The 17,839-nt window shown below is 69.9% G+C and carries 25 protein-coding genes and 4 pseudogenes; 7 read left to right on the top strand and 22 right to left on the bottom strand.

Going from position 1 to position 17,839, the window contains the following annotated elements; translation table 11 throughout:
• Window positions 1-111 precede the first annotated feature (111 nt).
• The 3 genes and pseudogenes from G7085_RS12430 (at window position 112) to G7085_RS25925 (ending at window position 2,206) form a co-directional block, all read left to right on the top strand.
• A pseudogene (locus G7085_RS12430) lies at window positions 112-1,189 on the top strand (transaldolase family protein).
• A gap of 23 nt (window positions 1,190-1,212) precedes the next feature.
• A pseudogene (locus G7085_RS25930) lies at window positions 1,213-1,727 on the top strand (Gfo/Idh/MocA family protein).
• On the top strand, window positions 1,724-2,206 hold the full coding sequence (locus G7085_RS25925) for a Gfo/Idh/MocA family oxidoreductase (RefSeq protein WP_231979471.1): 483 nt from the start codon (window positions 1,724-1,726) through the stop codon (window positions 2,204-2,206). The pseudogene G7085_RS25930 and the gene G7085_RS25925 overlap by 4 nt, the downstream one beginning before the upstream one ends.
• 112 nt (window positions 2,207-2,318) lie before the next feature.
• Here G7085_RS25925 and G7085_RS25920 read toward each other — a convergent pair whose 3' ends face one another.
• Window positions 2,319-2,459: a hypothetical protein gene (locus G7085_RS25920; RefSeq protein WP_231979470.1), complete on the bottom strand. Its 141-nt coding sequence runs from the start codon at window positions 2,457-2,459 to the stop codon at window positions 2,319-2,321.
• Window positions 2,460-2,499: 40 nt separating this feature from the next.
• Window positions 2,500-2,691: a hypothetical protein gene (locus tag G7085_RS25915; RefSeq protein WP_231979469.1), complete on the bottom strand. Its 192-nt coding sequence runs from the start codon at window positions 2,689-2,691 to the stop codon at window positions 2,500-2,502.
• A 215-nt stretch (window positions 2,692-2,906) separates the two neighbouring features.
• Between G7085_RS25915 and G7085_RS34930 the strand changes: the two are divergent.
• A pseudogene (locus G7085_RS34930) lies at window positions 2,907-3,458 on the top strand (aspartate/glutamate racemase family protein); the annotation flags it as partial.
• Between the two features lie 168 nt (window positions 3,459-3,626).
• Here G7085_RS34930 and G7085_RS34925 read toward each other — a convergent pair.
• The 20 genes and pseudogenes from G7085_RS34925 to G7085_RS25900 form a co-directional block, all read right to left on the bottom strand.
• Window positions 3,627-3,719, bottom strand: coding sequence for a YdeI/OmpD-associated family protein (locus tag G7085_RS34925; RefSeq protein ID WP_197511192.1), 93 nt, complete (start codon window positions 3,717-3,719; stop codon window positions 3,627-3,629).
• Window positions 3,719-3,895: a YdeI/OmpD-associated family protein gene (locus tag G7085_RS12405; RefSeq protein WP_197511191.1), complete on the bottom strand. Its 177-nt coding sequence runs from the start codon at window positions 3,893-3,895 to the stop codon at window positions 3,719-3,721. The genes G7085_RS34925 and G7085_RS12405 overlap by 1 nt, the downstream gene beginning before the upstream one ends.
• Before the next feature lie 290 nt (window positions 3,896-4,185).
• The gene (locus G7085_RS12400) at window positions 4,186-4,887 is read right to left on the bottom strand and encodes an SGNH/GDSL hydrolase family protein (RefSeq protein WP_197511190.1); all 702 of its coding nucleotides are present in this window, start codon (window positions 4,885-4,887) and stop codon (window positions 4,186-4,188) included.
• Window positions 4,888-4,918: 31 nt separating this feature from the next.
• A complete protein-coding gene (locus G7085_RS12395) occupies window positions 4,919-5,185 on the bottom strand; it encodes a hypothetical protein (RefSeq protein ID WP_197511189.1) in 267 nt (88 codons plus the stop codon).
• 157 nt (window positions 5,186-5,342) lie between these two features.
• Complete coding sequence (locus tag G7085_RS12390) at window positions 5,343-5,951, bottom strand: SbcC/MukB-like Walker B domain-containing protein (RefSeq protein ID WP_197511188.1); 609 nt, start codon at window positions 5,949-5,951, stop codon at window positions 5,343-5,345.
• A 95-nt stretch (window positions 5,952-6,046) separates the two neighbouring features.
• Window positions 6,047-6,865 (bottom strand): hypothetical protein, encoded by an 819-nt coding sequence (locus G7085_RS12385; RefSeq protein ID WP_197511187.1) that lies wholly within the window; start codon window positions 6,863-6,865, stop codon window positions 6,047-6,049.
• 150 nt (window positions 6,866-7,015) lie between these two features.
• Window positions 7,016-8,338: a hypothetical protein gene (locus tag G7085_RS12380; protein WP_197511186.1), complete on the bottom strand. Its 1,323-nt coding sequence runs from the start codon at window positions 8,336-8,338 to the stop codon at window positions 7,016-7,018.
• A 96-nt stretch (window positions 8,339-8,434) separates the two neighbouring features.
• Window positions 8,435-8,674 carry an ATP-binding protein gene (locus G7085_RS12375; RefSeq protein ID WP_197511185.1) on the bottom strand — a complete coding sequence of 80 codons (240 nt, stop codon included), beginning with the start codon at window positions 8,672-8,674 and terminating at the stop codon, window positions 8,435-8,437.
• Window positions 8,675-8,839: 165 nt separating this feature from the next.
• Window positions 8,840-9,619 carry a DUF4194 domain-containing protein gene (locus G7085_RS12370; protein ID WP_197511184.1) on the bottom strand — a complete coding sequence of 260 codons (780 nt, stop codon included), beginning with the start codon at window positions 9,617-9,619 and terminating at the stop codon, window positions 8,840-8,842.
• Complete coding sequence (locus G7085_RS12365) at window positions 9,616-9,810, bottom strand: hypothetical protein (protein WP_197511183.1); 195 nt, start codon at window positions 9,808-9,810, stop codon at window positions 9,616-9,618. The genes G7085_RS12370 and G7085_RS12365 overlap by 4 nt, the downstream gene beginning before the upstream one ends.
• A gap of 42 nt (window positions 9,811-9,852) precedes the next feature.
• Window positions 9,853-10,326, bottom strand: a complete 474-nt coding sequence (locus G7085_RS25910; protein ID WP_231979468.1) for a DUF3375 family protein — start codon at window positions 10,324-10,326, stop codon at window positions 9,853-9,855.
• 28 nt (window positions 10,327-10,354) lie between these two features.
• Window positions 10,355-10,861, bottom strand: a pseudogene (locus G7085_RS34920) (DUF3375 family protein); the annotation flags it as partial.
• 166 nt (window positions 10,862-11,027) lie between these two features.
• Window positions 11,028-11,804, bottom strand: coding sequence for an META domain-containing protein (locus tag G7085_RS12355; protein ID WP_197511182.1), 777 nt, complete (start codon window positions 11,802-11,804; stop codon window positions 11,028-11,030).
• A 76-nt stretch (window positions 11,805-11,880) separates the two neighbouring features.
• The gene (locus G7085_RS12350) at window positions 11,881-12,225 is read right to left on the bottom strand and encodes an SHOCT domain-containing protein (RefSeq protein WP_197511181.1); all 345 of its coding nucleotides are present in this window, start codon (window positions 12,223-12,225) and stop codon (window positions 11,881-11,883) included.
• A gap of 61 nt (window positions 12,226-12,286) precedes the next feature.
• Window positions 12,287-12,778, bottom strand: a complete 492-nt coding sequence (locus G7085_RS12345; protein ID WP_197511180.1) for a hypothetical protein — start codon at window positions 12,776-12,778, stop codon at window positions 12,287-12,289.
• A 20-nt stretch (window positions 12,779-12,798) separates the two neighbouring features.
• A complete protein-coding gene (locus G7085_RS12340; protein ID WP_197511179.1) occupies window positions 12,799-13,119 on the bottom strand; it encodes a hypothetical protein in 321 nt (106 codons plus the stop codon).
• Window positions 13,086-13,490 (bottom strand): hypothetical protein, encoded by a 405-nt coding sequence (locus G7085_RS12335; protein ID WP_197511178.1) that lies wholly within the window; start codon window positions 13,488-13,490, stop codon window positions 13,086-13,088. Before G7085_RS12335 ends, G7085_RS12340 begins: the two co-directional genes overlap by 34 nt.
• A gap of 127 nt (window positions 13,491-13,617) precedes the next feature.
• Window positions 13,618-14,256, bottom strand: coding sequence for an SLC13 family permease (locus G7085_RS12330; RefSeq protein ID WP_197511177.1), 639 nt, complete (start codon window positions 14,254-14,256; stop codon window positions 13,618-13,620).
• On the bottom strand, window positions 14,163-14,771 hold the full coding sequence (locus G7085_RS12325) for an SLC13 family permease (RefSeq protein ID WP_331715986.1): 609 nt from the start codon (window positions 14,769-14,771) through the stop codon (window positions 14,163-14,165). Before G7085_RS12325 ends, G7085_RS12330 begins: the two co-directional genes overlap by 94 nt.
• A 182-nt stretch (window positions 14,772-14,953) precedes the next feature.
• Window positions 14,954-15,175 (bottom strand): SLC13 family permease, encoded by a 222-nt coding sequence (locus tag G7085_RS25900; protein ID WP_197511175.1) that lies wholly within the window; start codon window positions 15,173-15,175, stop codon window positions 14,954-14,956.
• Here G7085_RS25900 and G7085_RS30350 point away from each other — a divergent pair.
• The 3 genes from G7085_RS30350 (at window position 15,156) to G7085_RS12310 (ending at window position 17,772) form a co-directional block, all read left to right on the top strand.
• A complete protein-coding gene (locus G7085_RS30350) occupies window positions 15,156-15,278 on the top strand; it encodes a hypothetical protein (protein ID WP_269451850.1) in 123 nt (40 codons plus the stop codon). The genes G7085_RS25900 and G7085_RS30350 overlap by 20 nt on opposite strands.
• 165 nt (window positions 15,279-15,443) lie before the next feature.
• The gene (locus tag G7085_RS30345; protein ID WP_197511174.1) at window positions 15,444-15,572 is read left to right on the top strand and encodes a LapA family protein; all 129 of its coding nucleotides are present in this window, start codon (window positions 15,444-15,446) and stop codon (window positions 15,570-15,572) included.
• Between the two features lie 310 nt (window positions 15,573-15,882).
• Entirely contained in the window at window positions 15,883-17,772 is a 1,890-nt protein-coding gene (locus tag G7085_RS12310; protein ID WP_197511173.1) for a MalT transcriptional regulator family protein, read from the top strand.
• The last annotated feature ends 67 nt before the right edge of the window (window positions 17,773-17,839 follow it).

The following is a 17,839-nucleotide window of genomic DNA, read 5'->3' as shown; positions in this document are numbered from 1 at the left end:
ACAATTCTGGCGTATGTATGGACAAAGGCTTGACTCGTGCCGGACAATGGGGTTGACTTGAACCCAGACGCGTGGCATGGACGCCGCGGCGTCGTTGCGACAGGAGCCAAGATGACCGACATCGAGTACACACCCGGCCCACTACTGACGGCCGCGCGGACCACCCCACGGCGCTGTGGAACGACTCGTCCGACCTCGACGAGCTGCGACAGTCGATCGCATTCGGTGGTGTCGGCGCGACCTGCAACCCCGTCATCGCATACAGCGTCATCAAGAACAACATGGACGTGTGGGCCCCCGCATCAAGGCGATCGCCGCCGCGAACCCCACCTGGGGCGAGTCGCAGATCGGCTGGCAGGCGGTCAAGGACCTCTCCGTCGAGGCCGCCGTGCTGCTCGAGGACATCTTCGCCGAGCACAACGGCCGCAACGGCCGACTCTCCGTGCAGACCGACCCCCGCTTCCACCGTGACGCGAAGGCCCTCGCCGATCAGGCCGTCGAGTTCGACGGGCTCGCCGAGAACATCGTCGTGAAGATCCCCGCCACCAAGACCGGCCTCGAGGCCATCGAGGATGCCACCTACCGCGGCGTCAGCATCAACGTCACCGTCTCGTTCTCCGTCCCGCAGGCCGTCCGCGCCGCCGAGGCGATCGAGCGCGGCCTCGACCGCCGTGCCGCCGAGGGCCATGACATCTCGAAGATGGGCCCGGTCGTCACCATCATGGTGGGCCGCCTCGACGACTGGCTGAAGTCGGTCGTCGCCCGCGACGGCATCTTCATCGACCCGTCCGCCCTCGAGTGGGCCGGCGTGGCCTGCGCGAAGAAGGCGTACCAGATCTTCACCGAGCGCGGCTTCCGCTCGCGCGTGCTCGCCGCGGCGTTCCGCAACGTGCTGCAGTGGTCGGAGCTCGTCGGCGGCGATGTCGTCGTCTCCCCGCCGTTCAAGTGGCAGCAGATCATCAACTCCTCCGACTACCAGGTGGTCGAGAAGATCGACGAGCCGGTGCGCCAGGAGTACCTCGACCAGCTGAACCGGATCGAGGACTTCCGCCGCGCCTACGATGTCGACGGCATCGCGGTCGAGGACTTCGAGACCTTCGGGCCGACGGTCAAGACGCTGCGCCAGTTCCTGGCCGCCGACGCCGACCTCGACTCGCTCGTGCGCGACATCATCGTCCCCGCCATCTGATCTGGACCAGGAGAAACACGAACATGCTCCGAGTAGCAGTCATCGGCGCAGGCCGGATCGGCAAGGTGCACGCAGCCGCGGTGGCCTCGCACCCGCAGGCCCAGCTGGTCGCCGTCTGTGACCCCATCGGCACGGCCGCCGAGGATCTGGCGGCCGTCTACGGCGCGAAGTCGTACAAGGAGGCCGACGACCTGTTCGCCGACGCCGACGTCGACGCCGTCATCATCGGTTCCCCCACCCCACTGCACGCACCCAGGTGCTGGCGGCGACCCGCGCGGGCAAGGCGGTGCTGGTCGAGAAGCCGGTGGCGAAGGACGTCGAGGAGGCCCGCGCCCTCGAGGCCGAGCTCGCGACCTTCGAGCACGCTCCCGTCATGGTGGGCTTCCAGCGTCGCTACGACCCGTCGATCCGCCGCGCCAAGGACCTGGCCGACGCCGGTGAGCTCGGCACCATCGAGCAGGTCACCATCGTCGCCCGTGACCCGGCCCGCCGCCGGCCGAGTACGTCGCGGCCTCAGGCGGCATCTTCAAGGACATGACGATCCACGACTTCGACGAGGCCCGGTTCTTCATCGGTGACATCGTCGAGGTGAGCGCGTTCGGCCAGAACGTGCTGCCTGAGCTCGCCGAGACCGGCGACTTCGACGCCGCCGTCGTGCTGCTGCGCGGCCGGGACGGCGCCGTCGCGACGATCACGAACAACCGTCGCTGCGTCACCGGCTACGACCAGCGTCTCGAGGTGCACGGCTCTCTCGGCTCGGCCGTCATGGACAACTGGCGCGAGACCACCCTCTCGGTGAACACCAAGGAAGCGTCGGGCGTGCAGCAGCCGTACCTCGACTTCTTCCTGCAGCGCTACGCCGATGCCTACAGCAACGAGCTGACCGCGTTCATCGACGCGATCATCAACGGCACCGAGGTGTCGCCGACGGTCGCCGACGGAGTTGCGGCGCTCGTGGTGGCCCAGGCGGCGGAGGAGTCGGCCCACAGCGGCCGCACCGTCCGGCTCGACGCCTGACCCATTCGACACTTCGGCCCGGGACCTGTTCGGATCCCGGGCCGAAGCGCGTCCCATCAGGGTTCGTAGGGGCGCTGCATGATGTCGGGGCGGTTGTCCCACTCCTCTTTCATCATGCCGAGCTGATGATCATGTCGGCCGTGGCCGAGTTACACGCCATCGGAATGTTCCACACCGCCCCGATCCGCAACAACGCCTTCACATCCGGATCATGGGGCTGCGCCTCCAACGGATCCCAGAAGAAGATCAGCATGTCGATACCACCCTCAGCGATCAACGCCCCGATCTGCTGATCACCCCCACCGGCCCGACAGCAACCGGGTGACCGGCAACCCGAGCTCATACTCGAGCATCGTCCCGGTCGTCCCCGTGGCGAAGAGCGTGTGGTGGCTGAGCGTGCCCCTGTTGAACTCCGCCCACCGCAGCAGGTCGGCCTTCTTGTTGTCGTGCGCGACCAACGCGATCCTGTGCGCGACACCGGTCATGGTTGACTCCTTCGAAGCGGTGATCGGGCCATCCTACGGGCGGCGCCCCCGCCCCAGCGGCAGGGTCGCGGGGCCTACCGGCAGGCGTTACCGGATCGTAAATCACGCGTAACCCGCCCTGTCGACGGTCGTGGTTGGCTCGTCAGACAGGTGTCCGTCGCCCCCGAGAGGAAGCCTCCATGCTCCGTATCATCGCCGACAGCAGCCCGAGGTAGGTGAGCGATGTGCGCATCCTCTGCCTGAATCCCACATCGTCGAGGGCCACCACTGCGGCCCTCGTCGAGGCGTCGGGAGCCTGGTCGCGTCGGCACCGCTGCCTCATCGAGACGGAGCGGATCGCCGGGGCCCCCGAGCGACTCGAGTCGATGACGGAGGTGAGCGCCGTCGAGTCCATGGTGCAGGCGAGAGCGAGGCGGCTGGCCCGCGACGGGTACGACGCGATGATCGTCGCCTCGACGATGGACCCTGGGCTCCCGGACGGCTGGGCGTTGGCGCCCGAACCGGTGATCGGAATCGGCTGGGCGGCGATGCGCCGCGCCTACGCGATCGACTGGGGCATGCTCTGCCCGCACCACCAGGATCCGGAGATGGCCCGTGCGCAGGCCGAGCACTACGGGCTCGATGACCGCCTGATTGCCGTCCAGCCGGCGGGGCGGGCCGACTACCAGCCGCAGTCGGCGGCGATGCTCGCCTCCGAGGTGAACCGGCTCGCCGCCGCGGGCGCGCGCAGCGTGGTGCTCGGGAGCGCGAGCATGGCCCGGCCCGCGGCCGCGATCTGGGAGTTGGTCCAAGTGGAGGTGGTGGAACCGTTGGAGGCGGCGCTCGACGTCGCGTTGGCCGCGATCCAGCAGTCCTTCCCCTTACCCACGGCTCCATCCCCGGGAGCCGGCAGCCTCCCCGGCCGTCGTCAGGGAGGTGATGCGTCACCACCGGCCTTACTGGGATCTCTCTCCCCTGGCCGCCTTCTGCGCGGTGACGGCGATCCGCTGGGCCCGCGTCTCCGGCCGCCTGGCCCGCACGATCCACATCAGAATCTGCTTGCGGGCACTCGGGGGAAACCCGCAAACCCGGCAGCCGCCCCCGGCACCGCATCGAGCCCTTCCTGCACGTCGTCGGGCACGATGCCGTCCTCGACCTCGGCGAACAGGTCCCACGAGCCCGATGCCTTCGCCTCCTCCACCACCCGCAGCCCGGCCTCGGTCATCAGGCCGCCCCGATCAGGCGGGCGACCCGTTCGCGATTGGACCGCACCCAGGTCGATCCCGGCCTCCGGGGCTGAACCGCTGGTACCTGGTCTCCGCGTCGCGCGGCTTGGTGACGCTGTCGACCCAGCCGAAGCAGAGAGCCTCGCAGACGGCGTCCTCATAGCCCTGCCTGCGTTCCTTCGCGATGACGAGCCAGGCCGCGGTGGCGGTTGCGTGATTGTCGGCCAGCCAGGCGCGCCAGGCGCCGGCCGGTTCATCCTGGACGACGGGCGCCCCTCGAACTGTTCGCTCACCCGCGTGGCCAGTCGACCAGCTCGGCGAACCGGGTCGCGATCAGGCGGGAGACCGCATCGTCGGGGTGGAGGTTGTCGGGCATCGGGAGGCGGGCGTTGTCGTCGAGTCCGTAGAGCCTGGAGCCGTCGAGGTAGCCGAGGAACGGGTCCTCGTCCGCGCGACCGGCGACGATGTCGGCGAGCTCCTCCCTGATGACCCCGAGGCTGAGCTTGCCCTCGGCGATCTCCTCGATGCGCCCGGCGGTCGTGGTCCACGGGATGTCCCGGCTCTCATCCTGGATCGTGGGCCCGGGGAGCGTCTCCACCGGCGGGCAGCACACCGGCGAGATGACCAGCAGCGGCGTGGTGGGGTGGCCGTCGCGGATGGTGTCGAGGAAGCCGTGCACGGCCGAGCGGAAGACGCGGCGGCGCATGTGGTCGCCGTTGACCACGTTGATCCCCAGTTTCACGCTGATCAGGTCGGCCGGGGTGTCGCGGATGGTGCGGGCGGTCAGCTGATCGAGCAGCGCGTTGCCGGAGAAGCCGAGATTGGTGAGGTTGAGATCGAGCAGGCCGGCCGCCACCACCGGCCAGGTCGAGGTGGTGCGCGACGACGCGTAGCCGTGGCTGATCGAACTGCCGTGGTGGACCCACCGGGGTCGGCTGTCCGGCCCGGGTGCCCTGAGCGGACGGTCGGCCCGGAGCCCGATGATCTCCACCTCGTCGCTGTAGGGAAGCCACAGCTCCAGCTCACGCTCCCCTCCCCGGGCAGCCGGAACTCCAGCTCGGAATCCGGGCCGGGTACGGTACCGCCGTCGGGCCGCTCGAACGAGAAGATGAAGCGTCCCCGACGTCGGAGCTCGCGGAGCTGACGATCTGCCCTCCGACGGTGACGTCGTACACGGCGCTCGGCAGCGGAAGCACCCGGTCTTCGATCATCTTCAGGACGTTGACCCGCAGCCTGAGCAGCGTGGCGTCGGTGCGCATCGCGATCCGCACGCCGGCGGACTGGCCCACCGAGGCACGCATGAACCGATCGGGGATCCGCCGGAATCCCTCCGGAGTGACCCTCCTCGGCAGGAGGCCCGCGCCGTGCGCTCGAGGACCACCGCCCCACGGATCTCGACGTCATTGTCGAGGTCGGCTTGGAACATGCTTCTCCTTCATCGTCGGGTCAGAGGCCGACCTTCGGCTTCGCCCACGAGCGGCCCTGTGTGTCCTTGAGGATGTCGTACTCGACGTCGACATGCGGCTCGATCGCGCTGTACTTGTCGTTGGGCGCGCCGATGATGAGCTGGAAACCCAGCCCCGCCAGGCACCGATCGCGCGGGCCGTGAAGTGGGCGTCGGCCTTGATGAGCGCCTCGTCCAGGAAGACCGGGGCGTAACGCGGGCGCTCCGCCCGGCGTCGCCGAGCTGGTAGCGCAGCGCCGCCCGACGATGAACGCGATCAGCTCCTGCGACTCGCCGCCGGACTTCTCGCCTATGTGGTCGTACAGCGCGACGTGCTGCTTGGTCACAGCGTCGACCCGCTCGGCGCTGACGCGGACGTGGTTCCGCACGTCGATCAGGTCGGCGAAATCGGGCGCGGATCGTCGGATGCGGTCGATCAGCTTCGACATCCGGATGTAGGCGGCCTCGCGCTGCTCCTCGCCGTCGGCCGCCTCGATCAGGCCGCGCACGTCGCGCAGCTCGCGGCGGAACCGCTGCCGGGTGACCGACTGGTTCTCGCGCGTGGTGATCTGCAGCCGGTGGTCGTCGTCGTAGAACGGCAGGTCCTGCATGATGAGGTTGATCGGCTCGATGCGCTCACGGATCTCCCTGAGCGACCTGCTCAGCGCCGATTCGAGGTTGGTGAGGTCGTTGCCCGACAGGTTGATCAGCGAGTCACGCCACTCGGTCTCGAGCTCGTGCAGCCCGCTGGTCTCGAGGTCATCCAGGATGCGCTCGAAGTCGCCGAGGCCAGCATCGGGTCGGCGAGCAGGTTGGGATTGGGCCAGCGGTCGAGGAACGTGGCCAGCGTGCGGCGTAGCGTCTCGCGCTGCTCGGCCAGCGTCTCCTGCGCGCCGCACTGGTCGGCCGACAGGCGCTGGGCCGCGTTCTCGAGGGCCGCATCGAAGCGACGCAGCTCATCGGAGGCGGAAGTGGCGCGTTCGCCGTCGGGCACGTCGAACTGGCGGTCGAGGTAGGCGGCCTGCTCGTCGGTGAGGACGATGCCCGCGTCGCCGGCGACCTCGAGGGTCTCGTCGGCGGAGTCGACGGCCTCCATCACCTCGCCCCAACGCTCGGCGATCCGGTCGCGTTCGTGCTTGGCGCGGCCGATGTCCTCGCGGAGGGTCATCACCTTGTCCTGCGCCTTCGCGATCTGCTGCTGGATGCGGGCGATGGTCGGGTTGCCGGTGGTGACCTCGTCGATTACCCCGACCCAGCGCCTGCGCTCGGCCTCGAGTGCGTCGACGTCGACCTGGTCCCAGGAGAGATCGGCCACCACACGGTAGGCGGCGTTGCGGGCGTCGATCGCGTCGAGCGAGGTGGCGGCGGCGTCCTGCGCGTCGATGGCGTCGACGAGGCGCCAGCGGGCGTCGTCGATGCGGCCGGCGAGGTCGCGCATGCGGTGCTGGTTGGAGAAGCCGAGCACGTTGGCGCGACCGTGACCACCGTGGGCTCCACGGTTGCCCTGCGACATCTGGCCGCTCACGGTGAGCGCCGTCGAGTGCCGCTTCAGCTCCTCGGGGCGTTGACGCAGACGAAGCCGAAGCGGTCGACGAGCCGGTCCTGCAGCCAGCCGGTGAACGGCGAGGGCGGTAGTCGAGGCGGCCGGGCAGCGTCCGGTCATCGCGCGGCGGGCTCAGCGGCTGGCCCACGGCGACACCCTCGTAGCGCAGGCGCACGGGGTGCGGACGGAGTTGATGGCGGTGCGGAACAGCGGCAGCCGGTCGGAGTCGATCAGCAGCGTCGTGGCGAAGCCACCGAGGGCGAGGTTGAACGCCTCGCGCCACGGCTCGAACTCGGTGCGCACCTCGATCAGCTCGCCGACGAACGGCAGGTCGTCGACGCTGAGCCCGGCGGCGCGGGCGAGCAGCTCGCGCGACTCGTGCAGCGCGGCAGGGATGTTGTCGCTGCGGGTCTGGGCCTTCCTCTTCTCGGCCTCGAGCTCCGCGACCTCCTTCTCGATGGCGGTGCGGACGGAGCGGGCCTCGGCGTAGGCGTCGCGGGCTCCGGACTTGCCCTCGGCGTCGGCGAGCGCGAGGCGGGCCTTGTCGGCCAGCGTGGTGAACTGTCTTCCGGTCCTGACCTCGGCGCCGATCGAGTCGAGCGCGGCATCGAGCCGTGCCCGCTGTCGTTCGACCTCACCGGCGCGGCGTTCGACATCGCGCAACTCACGCTGGGCGGTGTCGAGTTGGTCGCCGCCCGAGCTGCGCAGCACCTCGGACATGCCGTCGCGCTCCGCCTCAGCGGCCTTTGCCAGTTCCTGCTTCTCGCGGACGGCCTGGTCGGCGCCGAGCTTGCGGGCACGCAACTCGGTCTCCACATCGTGGAGCAGGTCCTGACGGCGGCTCGCCTGCCACAGCGCGGCGAGCGAGGTTGCATCGGAGAAGTGGCCGACGGCGTCGATCAGGCGCATCCGGTCGGCGGCGGCCTGGATCCGGGAGCGGAGGCCCCGGATCGGCTCGAGCGCCCGGACCTGCTGACGCGCCGTCACCATGCGGTTACGCGTGCCGTCGAGGCCGTCGAAGTGGGCCACCACCGCGTCGGCGGTGGCCATCGTCTCGGGCTCCTCGAGCACCATCTTCTTGTAGAGGTCGTCGACGGTGGTGATCTGCTGACCCGCCTGGATGCGGGAGAGCAGGTTCATGGCCTTCGCGCCGGAGCCGGCGGCCCCGATGCCGAGCGCGGTGTGCAGCCGGGCGGAGAACTCGCGGTCGGTTCCCGCCGTCTCGAGGCCGACCGCGCGGACGGCGGAGTCGGTGAGCCGTCGTTCGGCGGCCTGTTCCAGCCTGCGCAGGTCGAAGTCGCCGTCGAAGGTGGCGCGGACGCGGACGGTGTCGTCGTGGATGCGGGCCGCCGCGGGGATGTACCAGGCCCGCACCGCGGTGAAGCGGGCGCCGTCGTGGTCGGCCCAGGTCATCGCGACTGCCGTCCAGGTGTCGGCGCCGTCACCGCGGAGCACCGCATGCGGGTCGCTCCCTCGTCGGTGCGGGACTCGTCGAGCTTGCCGCGGCCGTAGGAGACGATGTTGCGCTGTTCCTGGCCGCGGGGCGGCCGGTCACCGCACCGTTGGATGCGCCGTTGAACGGGTGGTGTGCGGCATCATGAGGGCGATGTAGGCGTCCATCAGGGTGGACTTGCCGGAACCGGAGCCGCCGCACAGCAGGGTCGCCGTCGGGGAGAAGCGCACGCGGTGGTAGCCGTCGTAGCCGCCCCAGTTGACCAGTTGGAGATCCTCGGCCACCCACTGCTGCATGCGGGAGGCGGCGGGGATGAGCCCGAAGAGGGTGTCGAGCATGGTCACAGCGTTGCTCCTTCTTCGTCGAGGGCGGGCTGGGTGTCTGGGTCGGGCGCCTCGTAGGGCTCCCGTCGTACTCGGTGTCCCGGTCCGCATCGGCGTCATCGGCCGGCTCGGGGTGACCCGCGTCGAACTCGGATTCGTCGACCTCGCCGAGCTCGGCCGTCAGGTCGTCGTCGACCGGGTCGGGTCGTCCGCGCGGACCCTTCCGCCGGCGTTGTCACGGAGCCAGGCGCTCAACTCGCGGAGTCGCTCCGAGCTGAGCACGATCTCTACGATCGGGCTGATCCGGTAGCGACCCTCGGACTCCTCCTCGACGATGCCCTCGTTACGCAGGCGGGCGAGCGCCCCGCGGATGGCCTTCTGGCGGCGCGCGACGTCGCCGTCGGAGTCGGCGAAGTAGGTGAGCACCGTCTGCTCGATCTCCTCGATGTCGACGCGGGCCGCCTGCTCCCCGGCGGTGCTCTCGCGCTGGAAGATGGTGCGGAGGTGGACGAGCACGAGTGTCTCGGCGCGGGTGTAGGCGTCGTCGCGCAGCAGGATCGGCACCTCGAGCTCATCGGGGCGCACCTGCGTCTTGTAGGCGACGCCGCGCTCATGGTCGATCTCCAGGCGGACGAACAGGTCGTTCAGGCGCGACTCGATCACCTGCTGGTTGTCGAGGAGCACCTTCCAGTCGTCGCGGCTGCGTTCCTTGAGGACGAAGCGGCGCTGCAGGAGCCGCACCAGCACGCGGCGGATGTCGTGGTCCAGGACTCCCCGGTCTCCGGCGAACAGCTCACCGAGATCGTTCTCCATGGCGACGGGCGCGATGAAACCGGTGGTCTCGTCAGTCACGTGGGTGCTCCTTGGTGGTGCGGGCGGTGACGGAGCCGAAGGCGAACCTACGGCTGGTGCCGTCGGGCGGAGGGCCTCGACGACGGTTACGTCGTCGCCCTCGGTCATGCCGTTGCGGTGCGCGATCTCGAGGAGTCCGAGCAGGTCGACGGGCGGCGGGTCGCGGCCGAGCCGCCCTCGAAGGCTGCGCCGAGGTCGAACGCGTCACCGAGCGTGGCGACGTACTTCTCGAGTTCGACGTAGTGGGGCCGCCCAGGAGCGCTCGTCGGCGTCGAGGAAGTCGACGTCGTCGCCCTCACCGTCGCGGATCTTGTCCGGCGCTCCGGGCGGGCGGATGTCGCTCAGCGACTGTCGGAGGTGGCCGACGTCGGCGACGGGAAGCTGCGCAGCGGGTCGACGCGGTCGCCCGGGCGCGAGGTCTGCATCCAGGTCTGGAGGCCTGCCATCACGTCGCGCAGGAGGTCGTCGACCTGCCGGTCACGGATGGGGTCGTGGGTGCGCACCTGGGAGGTGATGACGTGCGAGGCCCTCCGCTGCGCCGTCAGCACCTCCTCGACGCCGAGCTCGACCCGGCGGCTGATGGCGCGCAGGTCGGCGCGCTGCTCGAGGTCGAGCAGGCGGGCGAACGGCTTGGCCATCAGCGTCTGGAGCTGGTCGGCCAGGTGGTCGATGTGTTCGGGCTCGCCGATCAGGCGCAGCGCCCCGGCGAACGCCCGACCCTCGGGGTGGCCTGCATGATGTGCCGCCCGCGTTGGAGGTACTCGCGCAGCACCTCGCCGGTGGGCGGACGTCCTGGCGAAGGGCGGTGACGACATCGCGCTGCATGGCGTTGATGGACTCGGCGACACGGGAGAAGTCGGCGGGCAGCTCGCGGGCGAGGTGGATGATGTTCTCCGCCTCCTCGAGGAGTTGCTCCTCGTCGCGGGGCTCGACCTCGCCGCCGCCCTCGAGCCGCGCGATCTCGGCCTCGAGCTGGTCCCGGTCGGCGCGGAGCCGCGCCATGCGGGCCTCCCGGTTGTCGTCGGCGTCGACGCTCAACCGGTCGACCGAATCGAGGAGCGTGCGGACGCGGGACTGGGAGACCCGGGTGCGGCCTCCCCCGGCCCGGCCGGCCACCTCGAGGGCGCCGACGGCCTGGGCCGAGAGGCGGTACACCTCGACGTCGTCCTCGATCTGCGGGACGAGCCAGCCGACCTTGACCCAGTAGCGGCAGATCTCGCGGGCGGTACCCGTCGGTATCCGGCGCTCGTCCTGGTCGTATCCGGCGGCGCGGAGCTGGTCGATGAGCTCGGCGATCTCGGCGTGGGCGTCGGAGACGGCGACCGTGGCGCGGTCTGCCGTGAAGACGATCGACAGGACGGCGACGACGAAGGGGCGTACCGGCCGTGGAGCAGGCCGAGCATCGGATTCCTGAAGGCCGCGGCTGAACGCCGGTAGGCGGCCTCAGCGCGCGTGTTGGACATCGGGGACAGCTTAGTTGGGCAGGCCGATTCTCGCTTGTCGGGCCGTTCCCGCGTCAGGCGCGGGTGAGGCTGAGTGCGATGGCATCGTCGGCCGTGCGCAGCTCGAGCTGGTCACCCTCGATCGAGTAGGTGGCAGCCGTGCCGAGGGCTGCGAGGAAGGCGGACTCCTGCTCCATCAGGCCCTCCGGCTCGAGACACGCCATCCCGGTGCTGGCCAGGTGGTCGAACGAGACGGCGCCGTCGGTGGCGGTGTAGGAGCCCGTGAGCCTGTTGCAGCCGCCGGACCCCGACAGGGCACCGTCGTCGCCGAACTCGAGACTCGCCTCGCTTCCGACGATGGTGCTCACCACCCCACCCTTGCCGTTGTTGTATCCGGTGACCACCCAGGAGGTGCCCGTCAGGTCCTGCGTCTGAGCGGTGAAGGTGCCGAGCGTCGTTCCGTCCCCGTCCTTCAGGGTGAGGGTGTCCCCGTCGACCGCGAAGCCGGTGGCCTTCGGGAGCGAGGCGAAGAGCGAGGCCTCGACCGCCATCACGTCCTCGGCGCAGGCCATCATCGTGGCGGGCAGCGTCTCGTCCACCGTGAGCTCGGCGCCGTCGATCTCATAGGTGCCACCGAACCGGTTGCAGCCGCTCGAGCCGGCGATGGCGCCTTCGGCGAAGCGGACGGTGACGGGCGAACCGGCCACTGGCTTCTTCCCGCCCAGGTCCTCGAGGACCCAGGTGACCCCGACGAGGTCGTCGGCCGTCGGCTGGTCCGCCGGCACCGCGGAGGCGCACGCCGTCATCAGGAGGCACCCTGCCAGCGCCGTGATCCAGAGGGGCTTGTTCATCAGTCTGCTCTCCTTGCGGTTGTGAGGTCAGTGCCAACCTTGCCAGGCCTGCGCCACCTGGATGCGAAGCCCCCTCTCAGAGGCCGAGCAGCTTCGCCTTCGCCGCGGTGAACTCCTCGGCGGTGAGCATCCCCTTCTCGTGGAGGGTTGCCAGCCGCTCGAGCTGCGCGAGCGGATCCGGTGCGGCTGCCGCGGCAGGTGCCGGGGCAACCGGCTGCTGGGCGGCGACGGCGCGGGCGGCGGCCTCGTCGATGGCCGTCTGCTGGGCCTGGGCCCTGGCCGCGGCGAGTTCGGCCTGGTCTGCGGCCTGGGCCTGTCGCTTTGCGTCGGCCTTTCCTGCCACGCTGCTGGCGGTGCCCGCGATCACGGCGGTGCGGGCCGCGGTGCCGAGGAGCCCTGGGCGGGTCCTGCGTCGGATCATGATTTCTCCTTGTTCGGATGTGGTGGGCCCGATCGGTCGTCCGGGCCCGGAGTTGTGGGTGTCAGCTGCCGATGCGCGATGCGATCAGGCCGGTGACGATGACGGAGGTGATGGTCACCGTCGAGAAGCCGGCGATGATCATCTTCGGGAGGATTGCGCCTTCGATGGCGGCGACCTCCTCGGGGCTCTCGCCCGCTCCCCTGGCGGCCTCCTGCGACAGGATCATGGTGCCGGGGAAGCCGTAGAGCGAGGTGAGGCCGATGGCGATCGACATGGGGATCGTGTAGCCGAGCAGCTTGCCCGCGATGGCCGCGAACAGCGCGATGCCCAGGATGCCGAACAGGAACGCGATGAGAAGCGGCACAGCGAGCGCGGCCACGTCGGCAGGTTGGACGGTGGCGAGAGGACCGAAAACGAGGATCATGATCGACAGCATCATGAGGCCGTAGGCGTCGATGCCTGCGAGGACGCCGGGCTTGAAGATGCCGAAGGCGCGCAGCGCGATGCCGAAGATCAGGGCAACGACGAAGGTGTTGAGGATGCCGTCGGTCACGTTGTTGATGAGGGTTGAGATCAGGACGACCGCGCCGACGACGAGCAGGGTGCCGGGGTGGTGTCCAGGAAGCCGGGCAGCTTGGACTTCTCGGCCGTCGCCTCGGTCGCGGCCGCTGGCACCTCGAGCCGTCCCGCGCGGTACTCGCCCTTGAGGCGGGCCGCCTCCTGCCGGAGGATGATCGACGTCAACGGGAAGCCGATGAGGCCCTGCAGCGCCGCGATGAGGACCGGGAAGATCGCCACCGAGGTGAGGCCGACGCCGAGCGCCGCCTCCTGGATGATGAGCACCGAGATGGTGCCGCCGCTCAGCGATCCGATGCCTGCGACGACGTAGTCCATGGCCTGGGAGACACCGTCGTAGGCGCCCTGACGGCGCCCCCGCCGAAGATGAACCCGGCGATCCAGAGGAGGACGCCGATGCCGACGACGGTGGAGACACCGACCACGAACGTCTTCCATTGGCGCTTGAACTCGTCGATGCTGATCAGGGTGCCGAGGTGGACGATGATGAAGCCCACCACGACCCCGCCGAGGCCGAGCAGTGAGGAACTGGCGAGCAGGTCGTCCGGGAAGACGTCGGTGAGGAAGCCGACGAAGAAGATGATCGACGCGACGAACAGCGACGACAGGAGCGATTTTGTCTTCTTGGCGACCCAGTCGCTGACTGTCCAGACCGCCATGACGATGGCGAAGGCGAGCACCGCGTTCATCCGTTCACATTCCTCCCATTCAGCCCACCGTGGGCGGGGCCCACTCTTCCGCGTCCGGACGCGCCGATCATCACCCGTTGCGGGTGGCTCGGCTCGCTCAGGGCGTAGGGGCAACGGAGGTGGCGTTTCAGAACGGGAAGAACACGGGAACGAGGAAGATCCCCGCCACCCCGTAGAGCAGGAGCAGCGGCAGCCCGAGCCTCCAGTAATCACCGAAGCGGTATCCGGCCGCCTCCATGACCATGAGGTTGGCCGGTGTCGCGACCGGTGTCAGCAGCGCCCCGGCCGCGAAGACGGCCACCGCCAGCAGCACCGGGATCGCGGAGATGTCCAGCTGCGCGGCCGCCGACAGCCCCACGGGGATGACGATGAGCGCGGTTGCCGTGTTGCTGATCAGTTGACCGAGCACGGCCGTGATGGCGAACAGGCCCGCCATCAGCGCATAGGGACCGGCGTCGCCGATGAGCGCCACGAGGCCCTCGGCGAGCGACTGGGCCGCTCCGCTTGCCACCATCGCGGCCGAGAGCGACATCATCCCGCCTACCAGGATCACGGTGGTCCACGAGATGCCGCGGTAGGCCTCGTCGACGCTGAGCACCCGTAGGACCACCATCGCGAGTGCCGCACCCACGCCGACCACCGGTGCGGGGATCAGCCCCGTGGTCAGCAGGATCACCATGGCCGCGAGCACCCCGATGGCGCGCTTCGCACCCGCACCCAACGGCACGGCCTGACGCCTGACGAGATCGGGGTTGTCGACCGCCATGATGTCGGGATCGTCGGCGGCGCTGTCGAGGGCCTCCCATGGTCCCTGGAGCAGCAGCGTGTCGCCCGCCGAGAGGGTGAGCTCGTCGTGGACGTCCTGGCCCTTGTGGTGCATCGCCGCGACCACCAGTTCACCGCTCTCGGTGAGCATCCCCTGTGCACGACGTCGCCGATGAACTTCGACCTCGGTGGAATGACGAACTCCGCCGTGCCCCGTCCACGTGACATGAGGGTGTCATGGGTGCCCTCGACGTCGTAGTGCCGGGCGAGGGTCGCGCCGTGCGCCCCGAAGTCGCGCAGCACCTTCGACGCGGTGCGGACCGGGATCAGCCTCGAGCCGAACAGGACCACCGTGGCGATGGTCACCAGAAGTAGGGGGACACCGATCACGGCGATGGTGAACAGGCCCATCCGGTAACCGGTGACCTCCTCCAGGTAGTCGGAGACCAGCACGGTGACCGGGGAGCCGGTGAGCATCAGGAGCGACCCGGCGTGTGCGGCGAAGGCCGTGGGCAGCAGCAGCTCCGACGGCGACCGCCTCCCCGGATGGCGATGACGACCACGACGGGGGTGAGGGCGGCCACCGCCCGTTCGGGCTTATCAGTGCGGTGAGCAGCGCGACGACGATCATCACGATCACCGTGATCCTGGTGCGGCTCTCGCCCCGTGCCGCATGGCGAACTCACCCACCCAGGCGGTCACCCCGACTTGTCGAGGGCCTCGCTGACCACGAAGAGTGCGGCGATGAACAAGATGGTGGGGTCTCCGAAGCCGGCGGTGGCAGTGCCGAGATCGAGGACACCTGTGGCCCACAGGGCCAGTGGGACGAGCATCGCGACGACCGCGACGGGGAGCCGGTCCCAGATGAAGAGGACAACCGTCACCGCAAGGACGGTCAGCGTGATCGCGCTGTCGGTCACGAGGTGCTCCTACCTGCTCGGGGTCGTCACGCACGCGTCACCCGCGGAGACCGGCTCCATCCTGCGCCGGGTGGAGGTGCCCGGCATCACCCGGCACGGGTAATCCCCCACGGTACTTCCGTGGAAGGCTCGGCGGGAGCAGCCGGGTGATGTGCCCGGTCGGAGAGGACACGACCGTGAGTGAGAAGCCGAGATCCGGGACCGCCTTCCTGCGCTCCCCCGCACCTGGGCCGGCATCGTCATCGCCATCCTGGCCTTCGCGTTCATCGTGCAGAACCGGCAGCGCGTCGGGATCGATCTGCTCGTCTTCTCGGTGCAGGCGCCCCTGTGGATCACGCTCACCGGCGTCTTCCTTGCCGGGGTCGTCACGTGCTGGCTGATCTCGCGACGCAGATAGGCGGCCACGGCCGGTACGAGCTCGGATCCGCCGGCCCACGGTGTGGGAGGCGCCGCGGGTGCTCGATGCCCTCGCGTTGAACCGGGTCTCAGGGCGGTGACCTGAATCTCGGACACCTCGGGTGAGAACGGGCTTGGGGGCTCCCCTACGATGTGCCCAACTGCTCGAGCCGGGGATGGGGGCCATCGGTGATCTCTGGAGCGCGAGGGCGTCGCTTGGGTGGCGCCCGGTTCCGTATCCCAGCGCGCTCTGAGCGCTTCGTGCAGCGCCCCGCGTCACCCACCTGCTCGACAGCGCAACCACTCGACCCGTGACGCTCGTCACGGGGCCGGCGGGCACCGGAAAGACCCTCGCGGTGGCCGATTGGACGGTCAGCGGCAAGGTCGGCTGCCCGGTCGCCTGGCTGTCGCTCGACCGCGGCGACGCCGGCACCGCCCGCTTCTGGACCTCGGTAAGGTCGGCACTCATGACGGCGCTGCCCGGCGGTTCGTCGCTTGCAGGGCTGCCCGACATCGCCGACGTCGAGTCGCTCCGCACCTTCGTGCATGCGGCAGGAGGGGCCATCGTCCTTGTCCTCGACGACGTCCAGGAGATCGATGACGGGGAATCGCTCGACGTGCTGGAGCAGCTCCTGCGCTGGCCCCCGACGGCCTGCGCGTCGTCCTGGTGTCGCGTCAGGCTCCGCCCTCTCGCTGCACCGGTCACGGCTCCAGGGGCAGGTGGCCGACGTCAGGGCGGCCGACCTGGCCTTCACCCGTGGCGAGGCCGAGGAGCTGACCGTGGAGTCAGGCGTCACGCTCGCCCCCGCGACCCTCGACCGCCTGTTGAGCTCCACCGGGGATGGGCGGCCGCACTGCGGTTGGCGACCCTCACGCTGCAGATCTCCGATGATCCCACCTGGGCGGTGGAGCGCTTCGGGGGTCTCAGCCACCAGGTTTCGGAGTACCTGTGGGATGAGGTGTTCCATCTCCTCCCGGAGGGCCACCGCGAGTTTCTGCTGCGGACCTCGGTGTCAGATCAGCTGTGTGCCCCGCTGACGACCGCGCTGACCGGGGAGGAGGACGCGGACGCGATGCTGCGCGCCCTCGCTCACGAGCAACTGCTCTCCCATCAGCTGGAGGGCACCGGCTGGTACCGCACGCACTCGCTTCTCACCGAGGTGCTGCGGGCGCGGCTCCGACAGTCGCGGCCCGATCTCGAGCGGGAGCTCCAGCGCACGGCAGCGCTGTGGTTCGAGGGCAACGGAGCCTGGATGGCCGCCGTCGACCATGCCATCGCTTCACGCGATTGGGACTTCGCCGGGCAGGTCGCGACCCGGTCCGGCGTCGTCGGCATTCTCGGGCCCGACCGGCAACGCTTCGCCGAGCTGACCGCCCGGATCCCGGCCTCCGCCTCCGCCGGCAGCGCAGAACTCGAGGCCGTGGCCGCCATGGCGGCGTTCTGCCGCGGGGATGCCGACACCCTGCGGCGGTGCACGGTCGAGGCGGAGCGGCTCGCGGGATCGCTCCCCGGACCGCGGGCCTCCATCGTCGGCCTCATCGGCCGGGGGCTCGCCTCAGCCCAGGCGCACCGCGACGGCGATGCGGCGGCCATGCGGCGTGCCGCGGAGGAGGCCGATGCGTTGTTCGCCCACATCGGCCCTGCCGATGCCCCCGGCCTGACGGGGCGCAGGAGCGTCACATTGACGCTCCGCGGGATCGGTGAGCTGTGGTCGGGGAACCCGGGTGCGGCCTGCGATCTCCTGTCGGCCGCCGTCGAAGCGTGTCCCCGTGCGTCCGGCGGCCCGTTCGGCGAGGTCCACCACCGCGGGCTGCTCGCCCTGGCGCAGGCCGGGTCGGGCCAGCTGCGAAGAGCCAGGACGACGGTGGATCCCGCCCTGAAGATCACCCGGCTCCCGGACAGGGCCCGATCCTCCGATGGCCAGTGGGCGTGGCTCGCGCTCGCCGTGTCCAGCATGTACTCCGGCGACGCTGACGAGGGCCGGGAGGCACTGACCCGCTGTCTCGACTCCGGCACCGGTCAGCTCAACCCGTTCGTCGCGGCCACGGTCCACATCCTCTCGGCGCGGGGCGCCCTCACGGAGGGGAACGTGCCGGAGGCGCGCCGCAGGTTTGCCGTGGCCCAGGAGCACCTGGCCACCCTGCCCTCCTCCCCCTCTGCACGATCCTCCTCACCTCACTTGAGGTCGACCTCGCGCTGACGCGGGGCGACATCGAGGGTGCGCGCGCCACCCTCGCCTCGCATGACGCGGGGCGCTTGGAGAGGGG

This window comes from Tessaracoccus coleopterorum (assembly GCF_011174705.1).
GTDB classification, from domain to species: domain Bacteria; phylum Actinomycetota; class Actinomycetes; order Propionibacteriales; family Propionibacteriaceae; genus Arachnia; species Arachnia coleopterorum.
This window is presented reverse-complemented; position numbering and strand designations above follow the sequence as displayed.